The following is a 25474-nucleotide window of genomic DNA, read 5'->3' on the forward strand; positions in this document are numbered from 1 at the left end:
GATCCTCCTGTCAAGGCGATATTTGTCGACCTCAACCCAAAAGTCAAGTCGGCCCTAGATTTTCTTGTACCAAGCCCAGAATCTGCCCTCATTCATCGTCCGGTGAGATGCCAGGCATACGTAAGGTCAGCAACTTCTGCCGCCCCGACGTAGTTTGAGAAGACTTGCTCAATCGGTACGACGACTGTTGCCATCGGGAGCAGCAGTCGCCCGTTGGGCATCGATCTGGGTCAGACGAAAGCAGGCACTCACGTGTGATCAGGCTTGAACTACCGGTCGTCGCAATCTGGAGCGATCATTGCCGCCATCGGCAGACCGTCGGTCTAGCGGCACAACCGGGTCACCTATCCGCAGGTCACCCACAACGAGACGCGCAGCGCGGCCGCTAGATGTTGATCGGCCGGTCAACAAGTCCATGGAGAGCCTCCTGAACGGCCTCACCCAGTGACGGATGACTGTGCATGTTTACGAGCACTTGCTCCGCGGAGAGACACGCATGTCCAGCAAGGGTCAGCTCCGGCAGCAACTCGGATACGTGCGGACCCACGAGATGTGCTCCCACAATGTGGCCAGTGGCAGAGTCCTTGACCAACTTGACGAAGCCGGCAGTGCTGTTCGCTGCATGCGCCTTGCCGTTGGCCGCGAACGGAAACGATGCCGTCACGACGTCCATGCCCGATTGGCGCGCCTCCAACTCAGTCGGCCCGAAGCTAGCGACCTGCGGTTCCGTGAACGTCACCCGGGGCACCATCTCGTAGGCGATCGGCGTTGGCGATCGTCCTGCAATGCTTTCGGCGGCAATGATTCCCTGAGCCTCTGCCACGTGGGCGAGTGGCATCCGCATTGTTACATCGCCAATCGCGTAGATGTTCGCAACGTCTGTGCGCATATACTCATCTGTCTCAATCCCGGCCTCCGGCGCGAAGGTAATACCGAGAGCCTCAAGCCCCAGATTCTCGACATTAGGCAGAAAACCCACCGAAACGAGCAGAGTTTCCACGCTGATATTCCGAAGTTCCCCGCCCGCCGCGACACTAACGCGAACATGGTCGCCAGCACTCTCAACAGATTGCAGTGAAGCGTCAGTAACCACCTCGATCTTTGATCGTCGAAAGGCGCGCTCAACCTCACGAGAAACATCCAAGTCTTCGCGCGGCAGCAGCCGCGATTCGCTCTCCAGTACGGTCACATCCGCGCCGAATGTCTTAAGCAAGACGGCGAACTCCGTACCGATAGCTCCGCCACCCACGATGCCGACCGAACGCGGGGCCGAAGAGGACAAGATCTGCTCGGCGTAGCTGACGATCCCGTTACCGAACGGTACGCCCTCGAGCGGCCTTGGACGGGCGCCGGTCGCAATCACCGCGCTACCGAACCTGACCCTCTGAGTCGTCCCGTCGCTCAGCGCGACCTCGACTTCATTCAAGTCGACAAATCGGGCTCGCCCATCAATCTGGATGATGCCATTCTTCTTCATTAGGTAGCGGACACCGCGGGCGCGACCAGCCGCGACGTGCCGACTGCGTTCAAAGGCCAGTTCGTAATCTGGGATGACGTTCGAACTCGTCACTCCCAGCATCGCGGCCTCTGCCTTGGCCCGGCGAACCAGATCCGCACTGTCCAGAAGCGTCTTCGTGGGGATACAGCCAATGTTTAGACAAACCCCTCCCCAGTATCTCTCCTCCACGACCGTGACGCTCAGTCCGAGTTGAGCGGCCCGGATTGCCGCGACGTATCCACCTGGCCCCGCTCCGACCACGAGGACGTCCGAACTGACCATTTTGCTGCTCACGACGTGGACCTCCTACGGACAGAGAGCGCGACTGCGACGATGAGCGCACACCCGGAAAACAGCCCCTTGAGCCAGACCGAACTATTTGGGTATAGGAACTGAACGCCGTTAATTCCAATTGCAAGAAGGTAAACAGCGACGATGGTGCCGATTACGTTGAACCGTCCCGGGCGAATCTGTGTCGACCCGAGAAACGCTGCAGCGAAAGTTGTCAGTAGATAGGGATCACCAGCGTCAAGAGGGGCCGTGCCCAAACGAGCTGCATACACGACTCCAGCGAACGCAGCGATTCCCGAGGACGCGAGCAGCACCTTCAACGTCAGCCATTCCACCCGAAGACCTGCCAGGCGCGCGGCATCTCGATTATCACCAACTGCGCGAATTTTTCGACCAAATGGCATGTATTCCAAAACGTAGTGGACGATGGCCGCGACGCCGAGCATATAGAAGACAGGAGCCGGGATTGAGAACGGCTGAGCCTGTCCCGCCCTCTTGAAGCCGTCACTCAGACCAGAGACAACGCCAATCCCGTCGGTCAGCCAGTAGCCAATCGCGGTCAGAACCGAGATCATTCCCAACGTCGCGATCAGAGCGGGTACCTTCAAGACGATGATGTTCAACGCATTGATAGCGCCAACCACCAGACCCATCATCAGAGTCAGCACAACTGACCAGACCGGGTTGACGCCTTGCTGCTGCAGCCAGCCCACGAACACAACTGCCATGCCCATGGTGCCCGCCACCGAGACGTCCAAGATGTCGGCAGAAAGTGCAATAACCAGGGCCAAAGCGAGTATCACGGCCACTGCCTCGCTTGAGATAATAATCCGGGCGTTCACCGATGTAGCGAAGTTTTCTGGGATGAGGACCGTAAATAGGACAATCAGGAAGATTGTGACGTAGACGCCACTCAGTCGACCCGAACTTTCAATCATCACCCGACCGATCCGTCGCGCAGATATGGACCGACCTTCCTGGTCCCGTGTCAGTGCTCCACCCTCAATCATCGCTATTCGCTCCATCCGTCAAGCCTCTCTTTGTGGCCTGCTGGTTCGCGTTTGGTCCCAGCACCGCCCCAACCAACGCTCCCGAAGTAGCCTCCGAGCCGCTTAGCTCACGCGTGACGAGGCCTTCTCGCATTACCAACACCCTGTCGCAAATCGCCGCAAGTTCTTCCTCGTCCGAGGAGGCAACGAGTACGCCGGCTCCTCCACGGGCCACCTCAATAATCAGCCGGTGAATCTCTGCGGCTGAGCCAACATCTACCCCCTGGGTCGGCTCAGCAAGCAGCAAAACCTGCGGATCGGCCTCCAACGCTCGCCCCAGGACGATCTTCTGCTGGTTTCCCCCAGAGAAGTTCGAAAGCATCGACTCGGAGCGATTGGGACGTACTTGTAGACGGCGGCCCCACTGTGTTGCTTCATCCCGCTCACGCGAGTGGCGGACGCGGTAGCGGGCGCCGCCGGCAAGCCGGTTGACGTACAGATTCTCTCTGAACGAAAGGTTAGGAAAGACCGCGTGAACAGCCCTGTCCGCTGGCACCAACTGCATACCTTCTCTGATGGAGATGTCTGGTCGGCTGTCTGGAATCATGGCGCCATCTCCCACGGAAACTGTCCCAGTCCGCTTAACCGCACCGAAGATGGCCTGCAGGACGACCTCCCGCCCAGAGCCGGTGACGCCGGCGATCCCGACGATCTCGCCGCGCGAGAGCACAGTAGAGAAGCCGCGAACGCCCGGCGCAGATAGCCCGTCGACAGTTAGGACTGCCAGACTCTCCGGTTTCGCTGGCTCCGGAGCGTCGTCTGAGTCTGGGCGGACCCGCCCGTTAGCCAGCGCAGCCTCTTCGCCTCCCACCAGGCGGACCAAGGACCCGTGATCAAACTCGCCGCGCCGGAAGACTTGAACAACCTGGCCGTCCTTCAGAACTGTCACCGCATCAGCGATTTCGACGACCTCGTGGAGGTGATGCGACACGAAGAGAATTCCGACGCCACGGTCGCGCAACGAACACATCGATCCAAGTAGCTGCTCCACCTCAGCGGCAGGCATTGAGGCTGTCGGCTCGTCCAGGACGAGGTAGCGAACCTTCCCGGGGCGCCACATCGCCCTGGCCAACGCGACCCCGACCCGTTCCGACGGCTTCAGATCCGCGACGCATCGGTCCCCAGACGTCGGGTATCCCACTTCGTTCATAGCCAGTTCAGCACGACGGGATTCAGCGCGCCGATCGATCCGGCGCACCGGGCGCAAGATGTCACCCCACTCAAGCGCAAGATTGTCTGTCACAGACATTTGGTGAACCAAGCCGAGGTTCTGGTGCACGAACGCTAGGCCCGCCGAACGCGCCTCGCTCCCGTCGCCGAGCGTCATGCTCCTACCATCTGCGCTACACGTCGCACCGGGGTCCGGCTGATAGTAGCCAGACATGCACTTGATCAGTGTTGACTTTCCGGACCCGTTGTGGCCGACGAGTGCATGTATCTCTCCCGGAGCCACATGCACCGACACGTCCTGTAGAGCCCGCGTGCCGGGAAATGTCATGCTGACGTGCTCTAGGACCAGCCCCGTGTCCGACCTCTGAACGCCCATCAATCGGCGATGCGCCACAAGCGCTGGAATTCGGCGGCATAGTTCGGGTAACCCTCGTAGTCCCGACCTGTAGGCTCGTACTCGCCTGTCACGAGCAACTGGTTGTTCAACAGAGCGCCTTGAGCAATCGCCACATCGTCGCCGACTACCTGACGCGCGAAGGCATCGACCATGCGCCAGCCGAGAATCGTGCTGTCTTGGCCAACCCAGGCGTGCTCGGTCCTGTGACCTAGGTTCGCCAAGTTGGGTTCGCTCGGGGTTTCACCAATGACTCGCACGTCGTTCATCCCAGCCTCACGCAGCGCGGCGCTAACTCCGGTGCTCATTCCGCCAAACGCGAAGGCCACGTACTTGACACCGGGGTTCTGCTGAACATGGGAGACAACCGTCTGCGGGAGTGACTTGCCGATATCAGCGACCTGCGCGTTTACCGTCGTTACTCGGCATCCCTCACAGATGGCCTTCAGTGATTCCTCCAGGCCCGTCCCGAAGTGTTCGAGAACGGTGATTGCTGGAATACTAAAAACGGCCACTTCAGGGTTCTTCCCGTCGGAATCGACGAGTACCCAGTCTGCGATCATCGACCCGTTGTCTGCCAGTTGTGCGCCGCCGTTGAGAACCGCGATAATTCCGTTCCCATCCGGGCCCATTCCAGTCGCCACGTCTGACGTTGACCCTTCGACGACTGGAATCCCCGCAGCCTTAGTCTTTGCCAGCGAATTGGACAACGTGTCGAGCGAGCCTGAAGTCTGCATAATCACATCTGGCTCAAGCTGAATGGCCTTTTCGAACGCCGCGTTCTGCTCTTCGGGGGTGGCCCCGAAGTCAACGAGCTTGAACTCCCAACCCAGGGCTTCCGTTGCGGCCTCAACGCCCTTGGCGATTGTGGCGCACGTCGCCACCGGACACTTCAAGAAGGCGACGGTCTTTCCCTTTTCGGGTCGCGAAGACAGGGCGTCGTCGAGCCCCACACCATCCGGAGCAGCCTTGGCCGCAGCGACGCGATCCCGCGCCGCTTCAAGAACATCGGCTCCAACACGCCCACTAGCCCCGCCGTTCGCATCTTGCCCGCCACACGCAGCAAGCAATCCCAATGCGAGGCAGATTGCAGCGGTCCGGAATGTCGTTCTCATTGTGCTTCCTCCACGTCCAATCGCACTCCCGCAGTGAAAGTGCCCTACGTCACTCTCACGCCACTTCTCCGTAATGTCAAGTGCTACATAGAAAATCAAGTTACGAGTTGAGATTGCAGTTGGCGTCATGCTCTCGCGTGCGCTTCTGGATCCCGCCACCTGCCGCAGGAGCCCGTCAGGCAGGCCCCACTCCCGGCTAGAAGCAGAGCCTTTCCCGTACCTGTGCGACCGCCCGGCCGCGCCACGGCACATCCGTTCAACACGAACAGGCGACAGGGACATGGAGGACAGCGATCCGACCCGGGGGCGCTACTCGGAGCTGACCCCATAGCCCCTTTCGGGCGCCAGCGCGATGCTAGAGAGCCTCGCCCTACCTACCCCGTTGCTCGACCATCGACAACACAACGGCAAGCTCGCCCATTGACACAGATCCATCCCGCCCGCGTACTGCCGTAACAGCACTCCGGGCTCCGACGCTTGGCGAGGTAATCGAGACATCGATGCTCGGACGCGAGCAAGTCTTTTCGGGTGTCGTCGAGCACGTTGAACAATGAGGCGGTCCACCACAGACTTGCGAACTGCGCTGGCAAATCCCCTGCCGGGGACGACCAGCAGGCCGAAGCGGCGCCGGGGACAACCAACTGGATTCAAAGGCTGACGGCCCCGTCAGCAGTCACAGATTTCGACGTTAGCCAGCGTCGCTGAACAGTCGCGAATTCGTACTCTGGCTGGGGCCGCTGGCCGCGCTACTCGCTGAAGCCTTCGTCGGTTGGCGCAGTTCCGAGACAATCCGACTTGCAATTCCAGCGCTGCAATATGTGCGCTGGAAGCAGCGTGCGGCCGCGAACTGCCAGCGACCAAGGATGTCTCCAGGGCCAAACTGCGGCCCATTGCGCGCCGAGAGCTCTGCGAACCGCTGCCTCACGAGGACGCCACGAAAGCGGCTAAGTCGTTACCTCAATCACTGCAACAATTTCGCCGACCTCCACGCGCGCCTCCTCTGCGAACCGCTGTTCTTTGAGCGTGCCAGAAACTGGCGAGGGCACATCGATATTGGCCTTGTCGGTCATGACTTCGAGAACCGGATCGCCAGCAACTACTGGATCGCCTACATCCTTCAGCCAAACCGCGACGAATGCCTCGGTCACACCTTCCCCTACTTCCGGCAGACAAAGCTCGAAAATCGTACTCATCCGTTCTCTTTCATTGTTGGTAGTGGTCAACACACGACTCAACGCGCTGGATCAGATCGGTGAGAAACTCACCGGCCGCCGCGCCATTGACGACGCGATGATCGACGGTGAGACTCAGCGGCAGCACAGGTGCAACACAGACCTGGCCTCCGTTCACGACGGGCTGGTCGGTAATGCCAGCGGCAACAACGATCCCGCTCTGGCCGCCCGGGACAATCGCGGTCGCTGTCACGTCACGGACGTACATGCCAATGCTTGAGAGCGTGAATGTGCCTCCGCGAAGATCGTTGACGCCGAGCTTCGACGCCATCGCCCGCCGACTGAGGTCGCCCAGCGCCTCGGCGCATTCCCCGATAGTCTTGAGATTCGCATCCTTGATCACTGGGACTACCAGGTCACGCCCAGTCGACATCGCGACGCCCAGGTGTGTGTCCGCATAGCGGACCAGTTCATCCTCGACGATCGCCGCATTCACATCTGGATGCGCCGCCACGGCGTCACCGAGCAACTTGGCCAACATCGCCGAGATGCTGACCTTCTGGCCGTTCCGCTCCATCCTGCGCCGCCACTCAAGCAGGCTGTCAGCACGAGCGCGACCGTGCAGACCCGCGGCTACCACGCTGCGGTGGCTCTCAGTCAAGTGCTTTATCGCCATCCGGCGTAGCGGCGTGATCGGAGAGCGGTCGAGGATCCTGGGACGGTGGTCGATCGGGTACTCCTTCATCGTTCGGACCGACGCATGATCTCGACCGCCACATCTACCACCGCTGCCGACGAGATGCTCATGGCGTCGCGGACACGTGGCGCCCAAGGGATTGGAATGTCCGGTGCCCCCAGTACCGCAGGAGATGCCCGGAGCTGACCGAACATGGTCCTGCTGATGTGGCTGACAATCTGGTCACCCATACCGCCACGTGCCCACGCTTCGTGCGCCACAATCAGTCGGCCGGTCTTCGCCACCGATGCTTCGATCGTGGCCGAATCCCAGGGGTGAACTGTTCGCAAGTCAACTACCTCAAGGCTGATGCCTTTCGCTTCACATTCTGCGACTGCATTCATCAGCGTTCGCACAGATCTTCCATAGCCGACCGCGGTAACGTCTCGACCCTGCGACACAACCGTTGCGCTCCCAATTCTGGCCGGCTGCCTCTCGTCCTGGAGATCGTCCTTGAATGCGTTGTATAGGTAGATATTCTCCAAATAGATGACGGGATCATTTGACGCCACGGACGCCCGAATGAGGTCATACGCATCCGTCGCTCGCGACGGTTGCACCACCGTCATCCCGGGCGAATGCGCGAACAGAGCTTCGAAGTTCTGAGGGTGCGCACGATACGGGCCGTCGCCGCCACGGGTACGAATCACGACCGGGAGCGAACCACGACCGGACATCAAGTATCTAAACGGTGCCGCAGTCTGGATCAACGGACTGGCGATCAATGGAAGCATGTCACTGAACATGATGTCGACGATCGGTCGCAACCCTTTGGCAGCGGCACCGAGCGCGAGCGAGATCATTGCAGATTCCGAGACGGCCGTCTGGATTACGCGCTTTGGGCCAAACTGATCGTATAGACCTTCGGTACAAGCGAGTGGCCCGTTGAACACGCCGATGTCCTGGCCGATCAAAATCACCGATTCGTCGGCCTCCATCTCCTCACGCAGACCAGCGATTGTTGCCTCACGAATCGTGTGCCGGCGTCGCGCAGGCGGGTCACTCAAAGTCGTATCAATCATCGGTCATACACCCCTTCGAGGCTGAGGTCTTCTTCATCCGCGTGCGGCGCAGTCTCTGCGGTCGCAGCTGCCTGCTTTACGACCTCCTCCAGACGCGTCCGGATCTCCTTCAGATCAGATCGCGACATGTTCCACTGGTTGACTAGTTCTCGCTCCCAAGATTCGATCGGATCCCGCTTCTCCCACATCGCCAATTCCGCCGAATCTCGATAGGGAGCATGGTCAGATGCAAAGTGGCCGGTGCGCCTGAACGTCAGACACTCCACGAATGACGGGCCCTCTCGACGTCTCGCACGACGGACGGCTTCCCCCACCGCTGCCTGGACTTGCTTCAGATCGTTGCCGTCAACCGTGACCGACGGCATCTGATACCCCCTCGCCCAGGAGGCGATGCTCTCCGTTGCGAGAACCTCCTGAGGGCGGGTGGAAATCGAGAATTGGTTGTTGTGGCAAACAAACACGACTGGCAGGTTCAGCGCCGACGCCATGTTCAGACCCTCGTGAAAGTCGCCCGTTCCTGCAGTGCCGTCGCCTAGCCCGACAATCGCGACGCGGTCGGTTGTCGACCTCGACAGGGCGAGGGCGGCTCCGGAGCCGAAGGGGATGTTGGGTCCAAGCATGTAACTAGTCCACGGCATCACATCTCCCTGGAGCCACCCATCAAGAGGTGCAATGTGCCGGCCCTGCGAGCTAGATCCCTTGCGCGCGAGCACAGAGAGAAACAGGTCTTCTAATGAACGTCCGCGGAGGTAATGCACAACCATCGCGCCCCGGTAGTGCGGGAAGAGCACGTCGCCGTGCTGAGACGACAGTCCATATGCACCAGCCAAGACGGCTTCCTCGCCGATTGCGGCATACCAGTGGCCTGACAGACGGACACACTCGAGCTCGATCTGCCTCGCCGTGACCATCAACTCGTAGCCAGACAAGGCTACGTCCCGAGCCGTGCCGGGCGATGTCTCCAATGACATCCTTCCGCCTCCTAGCGGTACTAGAATGGGATTGTGCGTACCGTCTTGAGTACCGTAGAGTGTTTGTCGACGCGCCGTCAAGCATCGATTCAGGAGACCTGGACCTTGAGCTCGCCGAACCCGACCCCTCCCGGCCAACCGCACGGCTTGGCCGCCTCACCTCCACCGGCGATCAAGCCCGCGTCGCACCGCGGAGGAGTGGCGACACGACGGGCCCGCGAAGTCTTGGACGCGCTCGAGGATCTCTTTCTGAGAGAGGGATTCGGCCAGCTGAAGCTCTCCGATGTGGCTACGCGCGCAAAGTGCTCACGACGCACGCTGTATCAACTAGCTCCGTCTAAGGACGAGCTGGTCGTCCTAGTCGTTGATCGGGTACTACAGCGGCTCGGAGCAGGTGCGCGAGACGCCGCACAGCGCGAAGAACGCCGGATCGATCAACTCCGCACCTACCTCAACACCGTGGCCGCTGGCTTTCAACGAGCCTCACTAGCATTCAGCCGTGACGTTGATGCGCACCCTGCAACACGCCGCGTATTTGCTGCCCACACGGCATACAGCGTCACGTTGATGGAATCGATTGTTGTTGCCGGAATCAGAGATGGCGAGTTTCGAAACGTCCATCCGGGGTTCACCGCCCAGGTCCTTTCGGACGGCATCACATCGGTCCTTGATCCGGAGTTTCTTGAACGCAGCCAGCTGACGTTGTCAGCGGCTCTCGCCGAACTCGGAAACCTTGTCGCCTATGGGCTGATACGAGAGCCAGCTGGCGTCAGCTACAACACCTAGGAGATCGATGAACTCGCAGAATGACGTCGGACCAAACGGACGACGACTTCTTCCATTGGCGACGACCGACAACCAGCGACGTGCTGGCGTTGTTCGCAGCCGCATCGACACTAGTCGCAATACGGATGTCCGCCCGCCATGGATCAAAGTGACCGCAACGCAAGGCGCTGAGTATCGCGACCTTTCGCAACTCGTCCGCGGAAAGTCGCTAAACACCGTCTGCCAGCAGGCAGCGTGTCCAAACATATTCGAGTGCTGGGAGCAAAGGGAAGTTAGCTTTATTGTCGGCGGAGAAGACTGCACTCGACGCTGCGCCTTCTGCCAAATCCGCACCGGCAAACCAGGTCCTCTGGACAGGGACGAGCCACGCAGACTGGGCGCAGCAGTTTCCTATCTCCGGCTGAACTTTGTCGTTGTGACTATGGTCGCTCGAGACGACCTTCACGACGGGGGAGCTTGGTTGATAGCTGAATGCATCAGGCAGATCCGCTCCCAATCACCCGACTGCGGCATCGAAGTCCTCCCGAGCGACTTTGGTTACGCGAGAAATCCAGAGCGAGGAGGCGAATCACTGCGCACTGTTGTCGACGCGGCCCCTGATGTTTTCGCGTTCAATCTCGAAACCACCCGAAGGCTCTTTTCTGATATCCGCCCAGCATTCGACTATGAGCGCAGCCTGGAATATCTGGCCTTGGCGCGAGAGCTGATGCCCACCTCGACAGCGATCAAGTCAAACATCATCGTCGGCATGGGGGAAACCGATGAGGAAGTCTTCGACTGCTTGCGGGACCTGCGCCAAGCTGGAGTCTCGTTGGTGACCATAGGGCAGTACTTGCAGCCATCCGACGGGCACCTGCGCGTCGATCGATATGTCACTCCTGAACAGTTCGCGGCGTATCGAACGCACGGCCTCGATCTGGGCCTAGCCCATATCGAGGCCGGACCGCTGGTTCGTTCCAGCTATCACGCAGGGGACCAAGCCGAGTCAGCCAAGGCTTGGGCACGCTAGGCCGTGTCTCCCATATCAGCGCGGTTAGCTCGGGCGGCATCCGCGCCCGTCCGGCAACGCGGAGGGCCGAAGCAATACCGGGGTTGTCTGGCGAGCACCGACAACGCCGCTGGGCGGGATGCGGGGCCGTCCGGGCGGCGTGCGGGTATGGGAGACATGGCCTAGCTAACTGTCCGGCTCAACGTCTATCCGCGGCCCCCGCTTACGAGTCTCGACGAACACAGCCGGGCGACGCCGCAACCTACTGGCTCCAGGAGACCCCGCCGCACTGGAATCCTCACGAGGTCGGGTGCAGTGTGTTGACCATCAACCGACAGCGCTGCAGGCGGTTCTTCCCTTCCTCTGTTAGATCTAGGGCTCGGTCGTTGCGGCGGCGGAGCAGCCAACCCTTGCTCAGAAGGGCCGTCAGAATCGCCGTTCCCAGCCGACCCGCAAGGTGAGGTTGTTGCTCGGTCCAATCCAGGCAACCCCAGGCGACTGGGCCTGAGCCTGCGGCGAGCGAGTCGATACCTAACCCGCGCAGAAGTTGGTGGTCGAACGTGAGTAGCTCGATGCCACGTTGATCAGCAGCCATCACGATCGCGCCGTCGTTAAGGAGTCCTCGGGTGATGCCGACTGCAAGCGAGCCACCCAGGTGGCTATAACAGGCGCGCGCGAACTGCAGTTTGCTGCCCGTTCGCGCCTGGTTCAGCGATTCCACCGGGAGCAGCGGTGCTATACACCCCAGTGCCTCGACGGCAGCCGCAACGTCTCCAGACGCAAGGACATGCATACGCCGACGTCCTTCAGTCTGGACAGTGACCAGGCCGGCGTCTACGAGATGGCTTAGATGCGCCGATGCCGTCGACTGCGAGACGCCGGCGGCAGCGGCCAAGGCCGAGGCGGTATGCGCCTGTCCATCCATCAATCGCAACAACATCGTCGCGCGAGCTGGCTCACCGATGACCTTGGCTACGGCAGCCAGGTCGTAGTCGTTCGCGTGCACTCACCCAGCGTATGACATAAACACTTCGTTAGATACCGAACTGATTTGCCGATATCTTGGTGCTATGGCAGACGAGACGAAGACCCGGTGCTTGAGCACGACAGATTTCGCGGTGCCGGTTACTGACCGCTACTTCGAGGACTATGTCCCGGGCTCGGTGTATGAGTACGGCCACATCACCATCACCGCTGACGAGATCGTCTCCTTCGCCCGCCAGTACGACCCGCAGTCGTTTCACACCGATCCTGAGCAAGCGTCGAGCGGTCCGTTCGGCGGACTCATCGCCAGCGGCTGGCACACGGCGGCCGTGTGCATGCGGTTGTTCGTGGACCACTACTTGTCTCATGTCGCATCGATGGCGTCGCCCGGAATGGACGAGTTGCGATGGCCTCGGCCCGTCAGACCCGGGGACCGACTCTGGTTCCGAGCCACGATCGAGGCGGCGCGGGTATCGAACTCCAAACCCGACCGGGGTTTGGTCCACACCACCGCGGAACTGCTCAACTCCGACGATGACCTCGTGCTGTCACTCAAGGCCATGAACTTCCTGAAGCGCCGCCATGCAGGCACCTGACGCCGTAGAGTTTCCGCGACAGATCAGCCTGCCGTCGCAACCGCTCGTCATCGTTCCCGGCATCGACGACTCGCCTCCGGGGCACTGGCAGTCGTTGTGGCAGGCTGCTCATCCGGATGCTCGGCGTATCGCGCCACAGTCGTTCATCCAGCCAGACCTTTCCGATTGGGTCCAGGCCGTCGACGAGGCCGTGAACTCGGCCACCAGCCGGCCACTCCTGATCGCCCACAGCCTGGGGTGCCTGGCAGCGATCGCCTGGGCGATCGAGGGAAACGTCGACGATGTAGCCGCATTGTTTCTGGCGGCCGTACCCGACCCCTCTGGACCCAGTTTCCCCGGCGCTGCACAGTCGTTCCGCGAAGTACGTGCCCGAGAGCTGGGCGTCGGCTCGTTGGTGGTCGCCAGTGAGAATGACCCCTACGGGGAGATCGCGTACGCCCAAGGCGTCGCTCGCGCGCTCGCTGGGCAGTTCCGCGCGGTCGGCCGCCAAGGGCATATCAACGAGTCCAGCGGAGTAGGACTCTGGCCCGTCGGCCAGGCCCTCCTGGCCGACCTTGCCGCCGACCTCACCTGATCCAGGGCGTCTGATCGCAACCCTACGCCGGACCATCGGAGGTGTCTGCAAGACGGATCAGGGTCTGGCGTCCGGTCGCGACATGGACACGACTGCCGGCCTTGAGGGTGAATGCCTCCAACTGGCACACCGTGAGGGTGCGACCGCTCTTGATCACCGTGGCTTCGGCGAGAAGGGAGTCGCCGATGGCGGGTGCTAGGAGGTTCACGGTGAAGTCGACGGTCAGAATCGAGTCACCGCGGGTGTAGGTGGACAGACCCGCATAGCCGCCCGCGGTGTCGACGAGCGAGCTCGTGACTCCGGCGTGGAAGTAGCCGTGCTGCTGTGTGAGGTCAGCGCCGTAGGGAGCCTGGAGCTGACAGAATCCGCGACGCAGCTCGGTGATGCTGGCACCGAGATGGCGCATCAGTCCCTGACGCGAGAAGCTGTCGGTGACGTAATCGGCGAGTTCTGAGTTGATGTCCTCGGAGACGTCCATGGTCTTCCTTTCATTAGTGGGCCTCAGTCGCGTTTGCCGACGGCGAGCGCTAGCCCAGCCGCCGTTAGATCGGGCTAGAGGACCGGCGGCAGGTGGGTCTGTGACCCCGGAGTGGCCATGGGATCGAGGGATTCCCATGCCTCGCGAAGAATGGCCACACCACGTTCGATGCGTTCGGCCTCAGCGGTAAAGGGCACCCGGATGAATCGTTCATGCGCGCCGTCGATGCCGAACTTCGGACCGGCAGTGATCCGGACTCCTCGTCGTTGACAGGCCGAGGCCAGCGCTGAACTGAGCGGTGCGCCGAGTTCGACCCATAGCGACAATCCCCCCTTGACGTCGGGAATCTGCCAGTCGGGGAGCTGGGTGTGGAGGAGTTCGACCAGCAGATCTCGACCAGCTCGCAGTTGTTCAGACCGGCGACCCAGGAGAAGGTCGTAGCGCTCCAGCACCTCGGTGGCGATGAGCTGTTCGATGACGGGTGTGCCGAGGTCGTCCGCGGGCCGCCGAGAGATCAGCCGGCTGATCATGGCGGGTTCGGCGCGAAGCCAGCCGACTCTCAGGCCTCCCCAGATGGTCTTGCTGAGTGACCCGACACTGACGAGAGTGCCCGCGGCGTGTGCGGGGGTCAGCGATGAGAATGCCGGCGGCCTGCCGAGCCGGTCGATGTCGAGGTCAGCGGTTGTCTCGTCGATAAGGAGTAGGGCGCCGTTGCGGCGAGCGCTGGCGATGACTCGCTCGCGTTCCTCAGCAGTCATCGATGCGCTGGTGGGATTGTGGAAGTCAGGGATGAGGTAGATCAGTTCGGGGCGCACGCGCTCGATAGCACTGACAAGATGGTCGATGTCCCATCCCATCGTTGTCACCGGCGTGCTGGCGAGTCGGCCACCGGCGTTTCCGAGCGCCTCGTAGGCGTGCGGATACGTCGGGGCCTCGATCAGGACACGATCACCGTGTCGTAGCAGCGTCCTAGCGGTGAGGGCGATGGCGTTCTGTGCACCTAGGGTGATCATGATGTGCTCGGGCGTTGTCTCGGCGCCTCGCGCGGTGTAGCGGGCCGCGATGAGTTCGCGGAGCCGTCGTTGGCCAACGAGGTCGAAACCGGATCGCTCGAGAATTTCTGGTGCTCGGCCAGCGAGAGCGTGGATGATCTCGTCGAGACCGGCCACTGGAGCCGGTACGGCGCGGGCGAAGTCAACCTCGGGCGCGCTTTGGCTTGGACGAGGGCGGGGAAGGACCAAGACGCTTCCCGACCCCCGCATGCTGATGAGGTGTCCGCTGTCGCGCAAGGCTCGGTAGGCCGCCACGATCGTGGTGCGGCTCCTGCCTAGCTCGTCGGCAAGCTCGCGCTCGGCAGGCAGTCGAGTGTGGGTGGAGAGTCGACCATCGGCCAATAGCAATCGGATCCGGGTGGCCAGGGCCGCATAGACCGGTTCAGCCGATTCCCACTCACCCAGGAGCGCCACGAGCTGCCTAGCGCCGATGTGGGACCGAGCCAAAGGACGTCGCGTTGTCTGCCGGCGTGTGGGCGTCGAGGTCATGGGGCCCGACCGTCCTCCCTTTGAGCACCCTCCCGCAGCGCCTGACGACCTGTCCAGGCGGGCGCGTCGCTGCCCCACCGGGTGGCGACCGAGGCGTATCTCTCGGGGGCATCCGGGAAGCCGACGACAGGGGCAGCGAAGGTCACCACTCCAGCATCGGCGGTCGCCGTCTGCGTAGTTGGAGGCTGCTCAGGCGCTGCAGCGTCAAGAGCACTCGGGCCGGGAGCAGCGGACCCGAGCAGTTCGTGAGCCAGCCGGGCGAGGGCCACCGAGACGTGCGAGACACGGCCGTCGGCTCGCTGATCGACCAGGCTCCGAGCGATCGCGGCAGCGAGGAAGTGTCCCGCGCTGTGATCGAGCGCCTGGGCCGGCAAAGCCCCTGGACGATCCCCGTCGCGGCTTTCGACCATCGCGATGCCGGTGGCAGCTTGGACGATGCTGTCGAAGCCGCGCCGGGACCGCCACGGGCCTTCGCGGCCCCACGCGCTGACCGAGCCGATCACCAGGTCTGGATACCGCTCGCCCAGCTCGTCCGGTGAGAGGCCATAGCGGTCCAGAGCGCCCGGGCGGTATCCGGTGACCAGTACATCAGCGGTTTCGAGCAGATCTGCGAGCATCTGCCGATCGACCCGCGACGCTAGGTCGAGGGTGGTCGAACGCTTGCCCTGGCCTGTGTCGAGGTGTTGCCAAGCAATCTCGGGAAGTCGTGGAGAGTCGACACGCAGCACGTCGGCGCCTGCGTAGGCGAGGTCGCGGGTGGCCACGGGCCCGGCGATGACTCGGGTCATGTCGAGCACCCGCAGTCCTGACAGGGGTAGCGAGGATTCCCCCGGCCATCGTCGCGTCGGAGCCGCTCCCACCACCTCCCGGCCGATCAGCGGCATGGTGGCGACAGTCTGCGCATGTGGGTGTCGTGCCCAGGTCTGGTGGTCGCGGACCGCAACGACGATCGCGCCACGCTCGGCTGCCTCGTTCTCCAGTTCGATAGCACGGCGTTCGGCGAGGGCCGACGCGAACGTCGCGGGGCTGGCTGACTCGTCGAGTCCGACCAGTTGTCGCAGCCGCTGTTCGTGGTGCGTGTAGTTCGCGTGGGTGCGGACCCAGCCGTCTCGCGTCGACCAGAAGCCGGACAGGGGCGCCCACGCCTGCGGGGGCTGGCCGTCGAGACGGAAGTGCCGTTCGCTGCGCACCGAGGTGGTGATCACGTCGCCTCGAAGGCGCGGCGTACGTGGCTCTCGCCGGGCTCGCGTGGCGGCGACCTGTTCGATCGCCAAGGCGGCCAGTGCGATGCTGTCGGTTACCAGCCCGGCGACATCGAGTCGGGAGTCGAGTCTCACCGGCGGCTCGGGACAACCGATGTGGCCCACGTCCGCTCCGGGCGCTCCGAGATCTGCCCAGGCACGTGCGGCGAAGTGGCCCGCCGTCATGAGTCGACCGGACCTAGATCGAGCATCCATGCGTAGCGGTCGTGACTCGTACCGTATTGGATGGAGGTCAGTTCAGCGCGCAGCCGTGCCGCAATCGACTCGGTGCCGCCGCCAGGGGTTTCGATCAGCAGATCGTCGCCGACCAGCTCTGCAATGGGAGTGATGACCGCAGCGGTCCCCGCGGCGAACACCTCTCTCAGTTCGCCGGTGACGGCGGCGGTCTGCCACTCATCGATGCTGACTGGCCGTTCGACCGCGCGATACCCCATATCCCGCGCGAGGCGCAGGACGCTGTCGCGTGTGACACCCGCCAGGATGGTTCCGGTTAAGGGCGGCGTCACAATTGTCTGATCGGAGAAGGCGAAGAAGATGTTCATGCTGCCCGCCTCTTCGACCCACGTCCTGGTGCTCGCATCGGTGAACAGGACCTGGGCACATCCGTGAGCATGTGCCTGCTGCTGCGCAAGCAGGGAGGCCGCGTAGTTGCCACCGCACTTTGCTGCTCCCGTTCCGCCGAGGCCAGCGCGTGAGTAGTCGCGAGACAGCCATAGACTGATGCCCTCGTCCGCGTCCGCGAAGTACGAACCGGCCGGGCTGGCGATCACTCCGTAGGTTGCTTGACGCGATGGACGAACCCCGAGGAAGGCCTCGGTGGCGATGAGGAACGGTCGAACGTACAGACTGGCCCCGCTCTGATGCGGAACCCAACCGGCGTCAGCTTGCGCGAGCTGCCGAATCGACTCGATGAACAGGCTCTCAGGCAGTTCCGGCAGAGCGAGGCGAGCCGCCGACAAAGCGAATCTACGCGCGTTGATCTCTGGCCGAAACGTCCGCAGATGACCGTCAGCGTGGCGGTAGACCTTGAGCCCTTCAAAGACCTCTTGGCCGTAGTGGAGCACCGCCGATGCCGGATCCAGGGTCAATGGGCCGTACGGCACCACGCGTGCATCGCACCAGCCGCCGGGCTCGGAATAGTCGATGAGCACCATGTGATCGGTGAAGTGCTCGCCAAACTTCGGATCCCCCAGAACGCGAGCGAGTTCGCCGTTCTCCCGTGGCCTGGTGCTCCTTCGGAGTCTGAAAGCCTCATCGGCACGCGCACCGATGTGACTGTGCTGAATGTCTGTCGTCATCGGCGCGCTTCCTCTCAAAGATCCAACACCGCTAGTGAACGTGGTCCACCGTGCGGCGTCAGCATCCAATCCGACACAGGTGGACTGATCCACCTGGCCTGAACTATATATACCAGTCTGTATAGTTCGGCCTATGTCATCCGTCATGGGAACCCGCCGCGGCCAAGGACGGCAGCTGGTGCTCGACGCCGCGATCCGGTTGTTCCGGTCCAAGGGAATTCGTGCAGTCGGAGTGAACGCGGTCGCCGCAGAAGCGGGCGTGACGAAGGCCACGCTGTATTCGCACTTCGCGTCCAAAGACGCCTTGGTCGCGGCGAGCCTGAACGAACGGGACATTGAGTGGCAACGGCGACTCACGCGCCACCTTGATCATCACGTTGGCGACGGCGAACAGGTCTTGGCGGTGTTCGACGCGTACCACGAAGCCCTGATCGAAGACGACTACAGACCATGCCCATTCGTCAGCTTCACCGCAGAATTCGCCGACGCCTCCCACGAAGGGCACCAAGTCGTGGCTCACCACAAGCAATCGCTGCGAAGGACACTCAGTGACTTGTGCCAGGCGGCCGGAGCAAGCGAGCCCGAAGCGCTCGCCGGTGACATCACCCGGCTACTGGAAGGCGCTTACGTGATGGGAGCGGTACTGCGCGACGCATCGGAGATCACCCTGGCCAAAGCCACGGCGACACGGCTGCTGCGCGAAGCCGTTCCCGCGTGAGCGCGGTAGGCCGAACCGCTCCACGGCACCTCGCGCTAGCGGGCTTCGTGTGCATAGCCGTCACTTGGGGCCCCGGACGCAACGCCTTCGGCGTGTACGTTCCGCAGTTCCGTGCCGAACTCGGAGCCTCGACCGAGTTCATCGGGGTCGTTGCTGGCGGCATGTACGGCGGGTATGGCGTGGCGCTGCTCGCCGTCGGGATGGTGGTTCCGCGTTTCGGGGTCCGCCTTGCGGTAGTGATCGGGATCGCGTCCGCCGGTCTCGGTATGGCAGTCGTCGCGGCTTCACACAACTCGTGGGTGACGGCATCCGGATTGATCATCGCGGCGAGCGGCGCCGGCTGGACGTGGGCGCCGTACAGCAACGCCGCTGCCCATGTGGCAGACCCGTCGACCCGAGCTCGAGTCTTGGCGGTCATCAGTTCCGGTGCCGCGGGTGGCTTCTTGATCATCGGTCTGTTGTCCGTAGCAGCACAGGGCCGATGGCGGTTGGTATGGGGGCTTTATGCCGCCATGGCCGTGGGAGCACTTTGGGCGAACAGACAACTACCCACTCGCGGGACCGATCCACATCGCGGGGGTGGAACGAACACGAACTTGTCCCAGCTATCGCTGATCGACTGCCTACGCATGAGGTCGGCGCGATCACTTTTCGCCGTCGCCACATGCTACGGATCTGTCAGTGCCTTCTACTTCACCTTCTCCACCGACCAGCTCGTCGCGGCCGGATTGGAGCAAGCCACCGCCGGAGCCGGCCTTTATGCAGCGATGGGGCTGGCAGGGCTGTTGGGACTCGCCGCTGGGGACCTGATCATGAGGTGGGGGGTCGACAGCGTGTGCACGCTCACCTTCGGGGGCCTAACTGGCGCCTGTCTGTTCACGGCAGCCTGGCCATCCTCATGGATCGCGTGGATGGCGTCCGGATCACTGGCCGGCGCGTCGCTGATGATCGGGAGCGCACTCCTCGCGGAGTGGAATTCACGCACCTTCTCCGCGGCTCCGACGGTCGGCTTCACCGCGACACTGTCGCTTCTCGCGCTCGGATCTATCGGTGGCCCACTCGTCCTGTCCCAGCAGGCCGCGGCCACGGGAATCCGCTGGGCGTTCGCGACCGCTTCCGCGATCGCAGCAGTCGTTGCTCTGCTCCCCCTCGTCAGGCGGATCGCTTCTGCCACCACTAGAACCAAGTGAACCGGTGACCACGACTATTCGGTGGCGGACGCCGGACAAGTCCACCGACTGCGAAGTGGCAGTAGCCAGATGCCTCGCAGTCGCAACAGCATGACCTCATGTCCACCACAGACAGGGTCCAAAGTGCCGAACGACGGCTATGGCGCGCCTACGAGCCCATCCACGCGATCTGCTACTTCCACCCACACTTTGCTGCGACAATGAACGAAACCGGGCTGACAGGGTGGTGGAACGGCTACTTCGCCGGACGCGCTGCCCCGCTCGGACCAACACCGTCGCAGGTCGTGACCTCCCTGTTCTACGGCTTCTCCCCCGCGATGGTCGACCGCGCGGTCCCGAAGATCTGGACCCGAGTCAGTCCCGAAGCCGCCATCGAAGCGCGATTCGACGCCGCAGAGACGGTTCTGGCCGAGCACGCCGACGCTGGCTCACTCGACGACTTGCACCGCGTCACCGACGGCCTCGAACGCGCCATCGACGCCCTCCCCTTCGACGGCCGCGCCCTCGCAAGCGCCTGGCACTCAGTCCGGCGACCGGACTCGATACTGCAACGACTATGGCTGGCCGCCACCATCCTGCGCGAGCACCGCGGCGATGGCCACGTCATCGCGGCCACCGCCAACGGCCTGACCGGTCTGGAGGCCTCCATCACCCATATAGCCAGCGGCCAGGTAAGCCGCCGCATCATCCAAGAGAATCGGGGATGGACCGACGAGCAATGGCAGATAGCCCATCTCGCGCTCCGGGAACGCGGAATCCTCGCCGACGACGACTCCCTCACCACCAGAGGGACCGCACTGCGCGATCGGATCGAGGACCTTACCGACCAACTCGCCGCACCATCGGTCCACGCGTTGAATGACGCCGCCGGAACCATCGACGTCCTGACCTCACTGGCCCGGCTGCTGGTCGACCGCGGAGCAGTTCCCGTCCCCAACCCCATCGGAGTTCCCCGACCATGACGGTCTACGCCATCGCTGAACTCACCATCGTCGACCCCGACGCGTACGGTCGCTACCTCGACAAGTTCTTCGACGTCTTCTCCCAGTATGACGGCGCCCTCCTGGCTGCCGACAACTCCCCCGACATCATCGAAGGCAGCTGGCCGCACGACAAACTTGTCCTGATCTCGTTTCCCGACCGCGCCGCCTTCGACGCATGGGCGACCTCACCGGAGTATGAAGAGATCGCCCAAGATCGAAAAGCTGGCGCTCGCTCGACCGTGATCGTCGCCGAAGGAGTCCTCAATCCCCTTGAACTTCGTCGCGGGAAGTAGGTCAGTGCGTCACCATGCCCTCGCGAATTGTCCCTGACCGTTGGGACGAGCGGTGACTGAACACGCGTCATGGGACGTAAGACAGGCCCAGTTCTGGCACGAACATGGCTGCTACACAATGCCGTGCGGATCACCCAATACGGGCGCTTCACCCTCAGCTTCGTTCGCCGCGGTGGGGCGCGGATGCATACCGGCCAAGGAATCGAGGACGTCGCGGCCGGGGATGTCGTACTGATCAACCAGGACGCAACCTACCGCTGCTCGCCCCGAGACTCGGCCGTGTTGACGACCGTCAGCCTCGCACCTGAGTACCTACGGGAGCAGTTCGCCTGGCACCGGAGGGCCGAGCCCGACGCATCGATCGCGATCTGTGAGGACCTGGCCACTCGGTCCCGAGACATGGTGATCGTCCGTCTCGGCCTACGTGACCTGCTCACCCTTGCGCCGTGCCTCGACGAGTTAGTGAGGATCTCCGGTGCCCACCAAGGTCAGTTCTTCAGGATCCAACTTCTGTGGTTTAGAGTCCTCGACGAACTTACGCGTCGCGTCGCCGATCGCCGCCTCGTAGACAACGGCGACCACCATTTCCCCACGCCAACTTCCGCAGCAACAGGGACCGTGCGGACAGAGGTCCTACAGGCAATCGGACTACTGGAGGCATCCCTGGACAAGTCCTGGCGCTCTGACGAGCTCGCCGCAGCCGTACATCTGTCATCGTCACAACTCGCTCGGCTGTTCGCGCGAGAGATAGGCCTGGCACCAATGTCCTACTTGGCGAGACGTAGAACGCAACGGATGGCTGACCTCCTGCGCCACACGAATCTCACCGTTCGCGACGCCGCCGCAAGCGTCGGATGGAATGACCCAGACTACGCGGCGCGGCGCTTCCGAGCGCAGTTCGGCCTTACCCCGAGCCGCTACCGCCGCATAGTGCGTAACCTGATGACAGGCGCATAGACCCCGACAATACGCGCGACTCTCTCACCCGTGCTGGTCCCGTCGCCGCTTTCGCGATAGCGAGGAAAGCCAACGACAGCACCCGCTGCTCGTATCCGCGGGGCAAGGCTAGGACATTTGCGGCGCACCTACCTGCTGAACCGAGCCGTATGGTCGACAGGAGGAGTCGTTATGGATCGATCGACAGATCAACGGCTCGGCGCGCTCCATGAGCGGCTCACCGCCGCTGTCTCCGCGCTATCCTCAAGTTCGGACTGGCAGCAGGCAGTGTCATTCGCCGCCCGGTTCCGTTCGAGATCGTTCTCGAATTCGGTGTTGATCTGTGTGCAGCACACGGCCGCGTTCGAGGCGGGTCAGACCAGTGAGCCGATGCCGTCGTTCGTAGCTGGCTACCGCCAGTGGCAGCGGTTGGGTCGGCAGGTGTTGAAGGGCCAACAGGGGTACATGATCTTCGCTCCGGTCACGGGTCGTTTTGCCACCAGCACGCTGACCGACCCGGAGTCGTGGAGGAGGCTGCGCCGGGGCGAGAAGCCGCGTCCGGGTGAGGTCGTCCGCACTCGAATGGTCGGGGTCCGCCCGGCCTACGTGTGGGATATCTCGCAAACGGCAGGCGACCCGATTCCTGAGCGTCCTTCGCCGAAGTTGTTGGAGGGCGAGGCACCTGCCGGAGTGTGGGACGGCCTGGCCGAGCAGGTCCGTGCCGAAGGATTTGCCGTCGGCCTCGTGCCCGATGCGGTGGCGATCGGTGGCGCGAATGGCTGCACCGACTACGTCGCCCGCTCGGTCGTCGTGCGTGAGGACATGGACCCGGCCGCACGGGTCAAGACGTTGGCACACGAGTTGGCTCATGTGCTGTTGCACGGCCCCGACAACCCGGACGCCACCGGTCACCGCGGAATCGCAGAGGTCGAGGCCGAGTCCGTGGCACTGATGATCGGCGCTGCTCACGGAATGGACACCTCCGACTACACGATCCCGTACGTCTCGGATTGGGCGTCTTCTGTCAAGGACTCCACACCGGTCGAGGTGGTCCAGGCCACCGGCGAGCGGGTCCGCAGGACAGCGTTAGGGATTCTTGACCATCTCGACACCATGCAGGTCAGCGGCGGTGACCCGCCGGGGCTGACGCGCGACGCCCCACGAGCCTCGCCCGAGCCACCACGAGCTGCGGCTGTCGGCGTCGAGCACATCTACCAATCGCAGGCTCGGATTCCTGTCGCCAGCGGACGGGGGCTGTGATGCCCACACCCGCAGCCTTCGCCACCACGCTCTCGCGTATTGATCCACAACGGCCGTTGAGCGTGACTGCCCGTGAGTTCGCGGCCGCCGGCGTGCCGATCTTTCCCTGTGTTCCAGCCGGGAAGCGCCCGATGACCGAGCATGGGTTCAAGGATGCGACTACTGATCTCGACCAGGTGGCCGCGTGGTGGCGCGACTATCCAATCGCGAACATCGGTGTACCCACCGGCAGCGTGTCGGGGCTGGTGGTGATCGACGTGGATGTGCATGGCGTCGATGGACACCACGCCTACGCCCGCGCCGCGCGGGCCGGTTTGATCCCGGAGCCGTTGGCGGTGGTACGCACGCCCACGGGTGGGCGGCATGTCTACTTCCCGGCCGCCCCGGATCGGGCAGAGCGTTCGTGGCAGGCCGGCAAAGTCGGGGTGGACTGCCGTGCTGACGGCGGCTACATCATCGCGCCGCCATCAGTGCTGCGTCTCGACGGCGGGCGCGTGCCCTACCGGATCGAACAGATCGCCACGAGCGCGGTGCAGCCGGTCGACGCGAGCAGGGTGCGGGACTTCCTCGACCCACGCCCGCCCCCTCGTCCGCGCCAGGGTGGCCCGATCCGGCAGGCCGATGCCATGCGGTTGGCCTCGTGGCTGGCAGAGCAGGCCACCGACAGGAACCTCAAACTGTTCTGGGCAGCCTGCCGGCTCGCCGAGGGCGGCGTACCGGTTGCCGACGCCTTGGATGCACTGGTGGCAGCGAGGAAGCCCGACTTCCGGGAGCGAGAGATCGCCCGGACCGTCTACAGCGCCTACCGCTCCACCGGATGCGGCACGGGCGCAAGGGGCGTCGCCCGCGATGAGCATCAGTCGTCCGAGCCCCGGTTCATGCAGCACAGAATCGACCGACCCTCGCACAAGGTTCGGAGTTTGTGATGAGCGCGCCCGCGGGTCGGCGATCGGCGGTGGTGACTGCGGTCTGCGGGACGGTGTTCATCGCCGCTGGCGCGTTCTGGCTCAGCTACACCGCGCTGGCTGACTTGGCCGTTCGATCCGGGATCGGAGCCGACCAAGCGTGGGCATGGCCGCTCATCGTCGACGGCCTGATTGTCGTCGGAACCGTCGCGGTCGTGGCGCAGGCGGGACAGCCGGACGCGTGGTATCCGTGGCTTCTCCTGATCGGCGGCGCGGTCGTCTCGGTGAGCGCGAACGCGATCCACGCGATCGTCGCCGCGGATGCCGACGTGCCGTCGGTATTGGCGGCAACCGTGGCGGCCGTCCCTCCCATCGTGTTGCTGGCGATCACGCACCTGACCGTCATCTTGACCCACACGACCACCCCCGGGTCTGGGGACCAGCTATCGCCCGGTGCCGCGACGGCCGAAGCTGCGATCAAGACTGCTGAGCAACCGATCGCGGCTGGCTTGCCGTCGTCGACGGGCAAGGAGCCACCGGCGGTGCCGTCCATTGGCTCCGAGGAGGACGCCGTAGCCGTGGCCGTGCGTGGCCAGGATCGGCGTGTGTTGGCGGCAAAGCTGCGCGAGCAGGGGTGGTCGAACAAGGCCGTCGCCCGTCGTCTGGGCGTCCATCCTTCGACGGTCGGGCGTTGGTTCGCACCTACGCATCAAGCAGACGACACCGCAGCGGTAGCCGAGGAGGCGATCCAGTGAGCAACGGCCCCATCATGTATGAACGCTACGACGATCCGAGCCACCGGCGGTCGGCACAGCCCCAGCCTGCCGGGGCTGATGCGGTCGAGAAGGCCAGTACGCCCGGCGCCGTGCGAGAGGCCGGGATCGCTCCCGGCAAGGACGCCTCGACTCCGAAGGCCAGCTGGTCGGTGCAGAAGAAGGCTCGGGGTGTGGAGTGGGTGCGCCCGACCGACCTCATCGCCCGTCAGGCGGGCGCAGTCTCCAGGCGCGGCATCGACTTCCAAGCTGAGTTGCACCGTCGCGCCCGCACTGCCGCCATCGCTGCCATGCGGCAGGTGTCGGAGCGAGCGCGCCGTCTGCCTCCGGTCAGTGCGTTCGGTCGGCGGGGTGGGCATCAGTCCGGGCCGGTGCGTTCCGGGGTCGGGATGTCGTAGGTCGGTGATGGGTCATGGGCGCCGGAGAGGTGATCGGCGGGAGCGTCGCTTGGTGGGGAGCGCCGCACACCTGTCTGTCAGGAGGTGCCTGCG

Annotated in this window: 26 protein-coding genes; 13 read left to right on the forward strand and 13 right to left on the reverse strand. The window is 63.3% G+C overall.

What is annotated here, in order from left to right:
* Positions 1 to 385: 385 nt before the first annotated feature.
* From lpdA to FIV44_RS03200, 8 genes are all read right to left on the reverse strand, one after another.
* Positions 386 to 1792: a dihydrolipoyl dehydrogenase gene (gene lpdA / locus FIV44_RS03165; protein ID WP_246086781.1), complete on the reverse strand. Its 1407-nt coding sequence runs from the start codon at positions 1790 to 1792 to the stop codon at positions 386 to 388.
* Positions 1789 to 2814 (reverse strand): ABC transporter permease, encoded by a 1026-nt coding sequence (locus FIV44_RS03170; protein WP_141003226.1) that lies wholly within the window; start codon positions 2812 to 2814, stop codon positions 1789 to 1791. Before FIV44_RS03170 ends, lpdA begins: the two co-directional genes overlap by 4 nt.
* Positions 2792 to 4384 carry a sugar ABC transporter ATP-binding protein gene (locus tag FIV44_RS03175; protein WP_141003227.1) on the reverse strand — a complete coding sequence of 531 codons (1593 nt, stop codon included), beginning with the start codon at positions 4382 to 4384 and terminating at the stop codon, positions 2792 to 2794. The genes FIV44_RS03170 and FIV44_RS03175 overlap by 23 nt, the downstream gene beginning before the upstream one ends.
* Positions 4384 to 5517, reverse strand: a complete 1134-nt coding sequence (locus tag FIV44_RS03180; protein WP_181410958.1) for a sugar ABC transporter substrate-binding protein — start codon at positions 5515 to 5517, stop codon at positions 4384 to 4386. Before FIV44_RS03180 ends, FIV44_RS03175 begins: the two co-directional genes overlap by 1 nt.
* Positions 5518 to 6461: 944 nt before the next feature.
* Positions 6462 to 6710, reverse strand: coding sequence for a biotin/lipoyl-containing protein (locus FIV44_RS03185; protein WP_181410959.1), 249 nt, complete (start codon positions 6708 to 6710; stop codon positions 6462 to 6464).
* 10 nt (positions 6711 to 6720) lie between these two features.
* Entirely contained in the window at positions 6721 to 7434 is a 714-nt protein-coding gene (locus tag FIV44_RS03190; protein WP_141003230.1) for a 2-oxo acid dehydrogenase subunit E2, read from the reverse strand.
* Positions 7431 to 8447, reverse strand: coding sequence for an alpha-ketoacid dehydrogenase subunit beta (locus FIV44_RS03195; RefSeq protein WP_141003231.1), 1017 nt, complete (start codon positions 8445 to 8447; stop codon positions 7431 to 7433). The genes FIV44_RS03190 and FIV44_RS03195 overlap by 4 nt, the downstream gene beginning before the upstream one ends.
* Positions 8444 to 9418, reverse strand: a complete 975-nt coding sequence (locus tag FIV44_RS03200) for a thiamine pyrophosphate-dependent dehydrogenase E1 component subunit alpha (protein WP_141003232.1) — start codon at positions 9416 to 9418, stop codon at positions 8444 to 8446. Before FIV44_RS03200 ends, FIV44_RS03195 begins: the two co-directional genes overlap by 4 nt.
* A 225-nt stretch (positions 9419 to 9643) precedes the next feature.
* Between FIV44_RS03200 and FIV44_RS03205 the strand changes: the two genes are divergently transcribed.
* Positions 9644 to 10204: a TetR/AcrR family transcriptional regulator gene (locus tag FIV44_RS03205; protein WP_181410961.1), complete on the forward strand. Its 561-nt coding sequence runs from the start codon at positions 9644 to 9646 to the stop codon at positions 10202 to 10204.
* A 7-nt stretch (positions 10205 to 10211) separates the two neighbouring features.
* The gene (locus FIV44_RS03210; protein WP_141003234.1) at positions 10212 to 11213 is read left to right on the forward strand and encodes a lipoyl synthase; all 1002 of its coding nucleotides are present in this window, start codon (positions 10212 to 10214) and stop codon (positions 11211 to 11213) included.
* A 277-nt stretch (positions 11214 to 11490) separates the two neighbouring features.
* Here the strand turns inward: FIV44_RS03210 and FIV44_RS03215 are convergent, their stop codons facing one another.
* On the reverse strand, positions 11491 to 12198 hold the full coding sequence (locus FIV44_RS03215; protein WP_141003235.1) for an ArsR/SmtB family transcription factor: 708 nt from the start codon (positions 12196 to 12198) through the stop codon (positions 11491 to 11493).
* A 64-nt stretch (positions 12199 to 12262) separates the two neighbouring features.
* Here FIV44_RS03215 and FIV44_RS03220 point away from each other — a divergent pair, with 64 nt between their 5' ends.
* Positions 12263 to 12772: a MaoC family dehydratase gene (locus FIV44_RS03220; RefSeq protein ID WP_141003236.1), complete on the forward strand. Its 510-nt coding sequence runs from the start codon at positions 12263 to 12265 to the stop codon at positions 12770 to 12772.
* Entirely contained in the window at positions 12759 to 13346 is a 588-nt protein-coding gene (locus FIV44_RS03225; RefSeq protein ID WP_141003237.1) for an RBBP9/YdeN family alpha/beta hydrolase, read from the forward strand. Before FIV44_RS03220 ends, FIV44_RS03225 begins: the two co-directional genes overlap by 14 nt.
* 22 nt (positions 13347 to 13368) lie before the next feature.
* Here FIV44_RS03225 and FIV44_RS03230 read toward each other — a convergent pair whose 3' ends face one another.
* From FIV44_RS03230 to FIV44_RS03245, 4 genes are all read right to left on the reverse strand, one after another.
* The gene (locus tag FIV44_RS03230) at positions 13369 to 13824 is read right to left on the reverse strand and encodes a PaaI family thioesterase (protein WP_141003238.1); all 456 of its coding nucleotides are present in this window, start codon (positions 13822 to 13824) and stop codon (positions 13369 to 13371) included.
* Positions 13825 to 13898: 74 nt separating this feature from the next.
* On the reverse strand, positions 13899 to 15365 hold the full coding sequence (gene yczR, locus FIV44_RS03235) for a MocR-like transcription factor YczR (RefSeq protein WP_141003239.1): 1467 nt from the start codon (positions 15363 to 15365) through the stop codon (positions 13899 to 13901).
* Positions 15362 to 16732, reverse strand: a complete 1371-nt coding sequence (locus tag FIV44_RS03240) for a CoA transferase (RefSeq protein WP_181410962.1) — start codon at positions 16730 to 16732, stop codon at positions 15362 to 15364. The genes yczR and FIV44_RS03240 overlap by 4 nt, the downstream gene beginning before the upstream one ends.
* A gap of 56 nt (positions 16733 to 16788) precedes the next feature.
* Positions 16789 to 17925 carry a branched-chain amino acid aminotransferase gene (locus FIV44_RS03245; RefSeq protein ID WP_141003241.1) on the reverse strand — a complete coding sequence of 379 codons (1137 nt, stop codon included), beginning with the start codon at positions 17923 to 17925 and terminating at the stop codon, positions 16789 to 16791.
* 178 nt (positions 17926 to 18103) lie between these two features.
* Between FIV44_RS03245 and FIV44_RS03250 the strand changes: the two genes are divergently transcribed.
* The 9 genes from FIV44_RS03250 (at position 18104) to FIV44_RS03290 (ending at position 25381) form a co-directional block, all read left to right on the forward strand.
* The gene (locus tag FIV44_RS03250) at positions 18104 to 18643 is read left to right on the forward strand and encodes a TetR/AcrR family transcriptional regulator (protein WP_181410963.1); all 540 of its coding nucleotides are present in this window, start codon (positions 18104 to 18106) and stop codon (positions 18641 to 18643) included.
* A gap of 47 nt (positions 18644 to 18690) precedes the next feature.
* Positions 18691 to 19833: an MFS transporter gene (locus tag FIV44_RS03255; protein WP_281285850.1), complete on the forward strand. Its 1143-nt coding sequence runs from the start codon at positions 18691 to 18693 to the stop codon at positions 19831 to 19833.
* A 98-nt stretch (positions 19834 to 19931) separates the two neighbouring features.
* The gene (locus FIV44_RS03260) at positions 19932 to 20795 is read left to right on the forward strand and encodes an SCO6745 family protein (RefSeq protein ID WP_141003244.1); all 864 of its coding nucleotides are present in this window, start codon (positions 19932 to 19934) and stop codon (positions 20793 to 20795) included.
* Positions 20792 to 21109, forward strand: a complete 318-nt coding sequence (locus FIV44_RS03265; RefSeq protein ID WP_141003245.1) for a DUF1330 domain-containing protein — start codon at positions 20792 to 20794, stop codon at positions 21107 to 21109. The genes FIV44_RS03260 and FIV44_RS03265 overlap by 4 nt, the downstream gene beginning before the upstream one ends.
* A 399-nt stretch (positions 21110 to 21508) precedes the next feature.
* On the forward strand, positions 21509 to 22066 hold the full coding sequence (locus FIV44_RS33830; RefSeq protein WP_425465167.1) for a helix-turn-helix transcriptional regulator: 558 nt from the start codon (positions 21509 to 21511) through the stop codon (positions 22064 to 22066).
* 171 nt (positions 22067 to 22237) lie between these two features.
* Complete coding sequence (locus FIV44_RS31040) at positions 22238 to 23305, forward strand: ArdC-like ssDNA-binding domain-containing protein (RefSeq protein ID WP_219996264.1); 1068 nt, start codon at positions 22238 to 22240, stop codon at positions 23303 to 23305.
* Positions 23305 to 24231 (forward strand): bifunctional DNA primase/polymerase, encoded by a 927-nt coding sequence (locus tag FIV44_RS03280; RefSeq protein WP_141003247.1) that lies wholly within the window; start codon positions 23305 to 23307, stop codon positions 24229 to 24231. Before FIV44_RS31040 ends, FIV44_RS03280 begins: the two co-directional genes overlap by 1 nt.
* Entirely contained in the window at positions 24231 to 24965 is a 735-nt protein-coding gene (locus tag FIV44_RS03285; protein WP_181410966.1) for a DUF2637 domain-containing protein, read from the forward strand. The genes FIV44_RS03280 and FIV44_RS03285 overlap by 1 nt, the downstream gene beginning before the upstream one ends.
* Positions 24962 to 25381, forward strand: a complete 420-nt coding sequence (locus FIV44_RS03290) for a hypothetical protein (RefSeq protein ID WP_141003248.1) — start codon at positions 24962 to 24964, stop codon at positions 25379 to 25381. Before FIV44_RS03285 ends, FIV44_RS03290 begins: the two co-directional genes overlap by 4 nt.
* Positions 25382 to 25474: the final 93 nt, after the last annotated feature.

Source organism: Nocardioides humi (assembly GCF_006494775.1).
GTDB classification, from domain to species: Bacteria; Actinomycetota; Actinomycetes; order Propionibacteriales; family Nocardioidaceae; genus Nocardioides; species Nocardioides humi.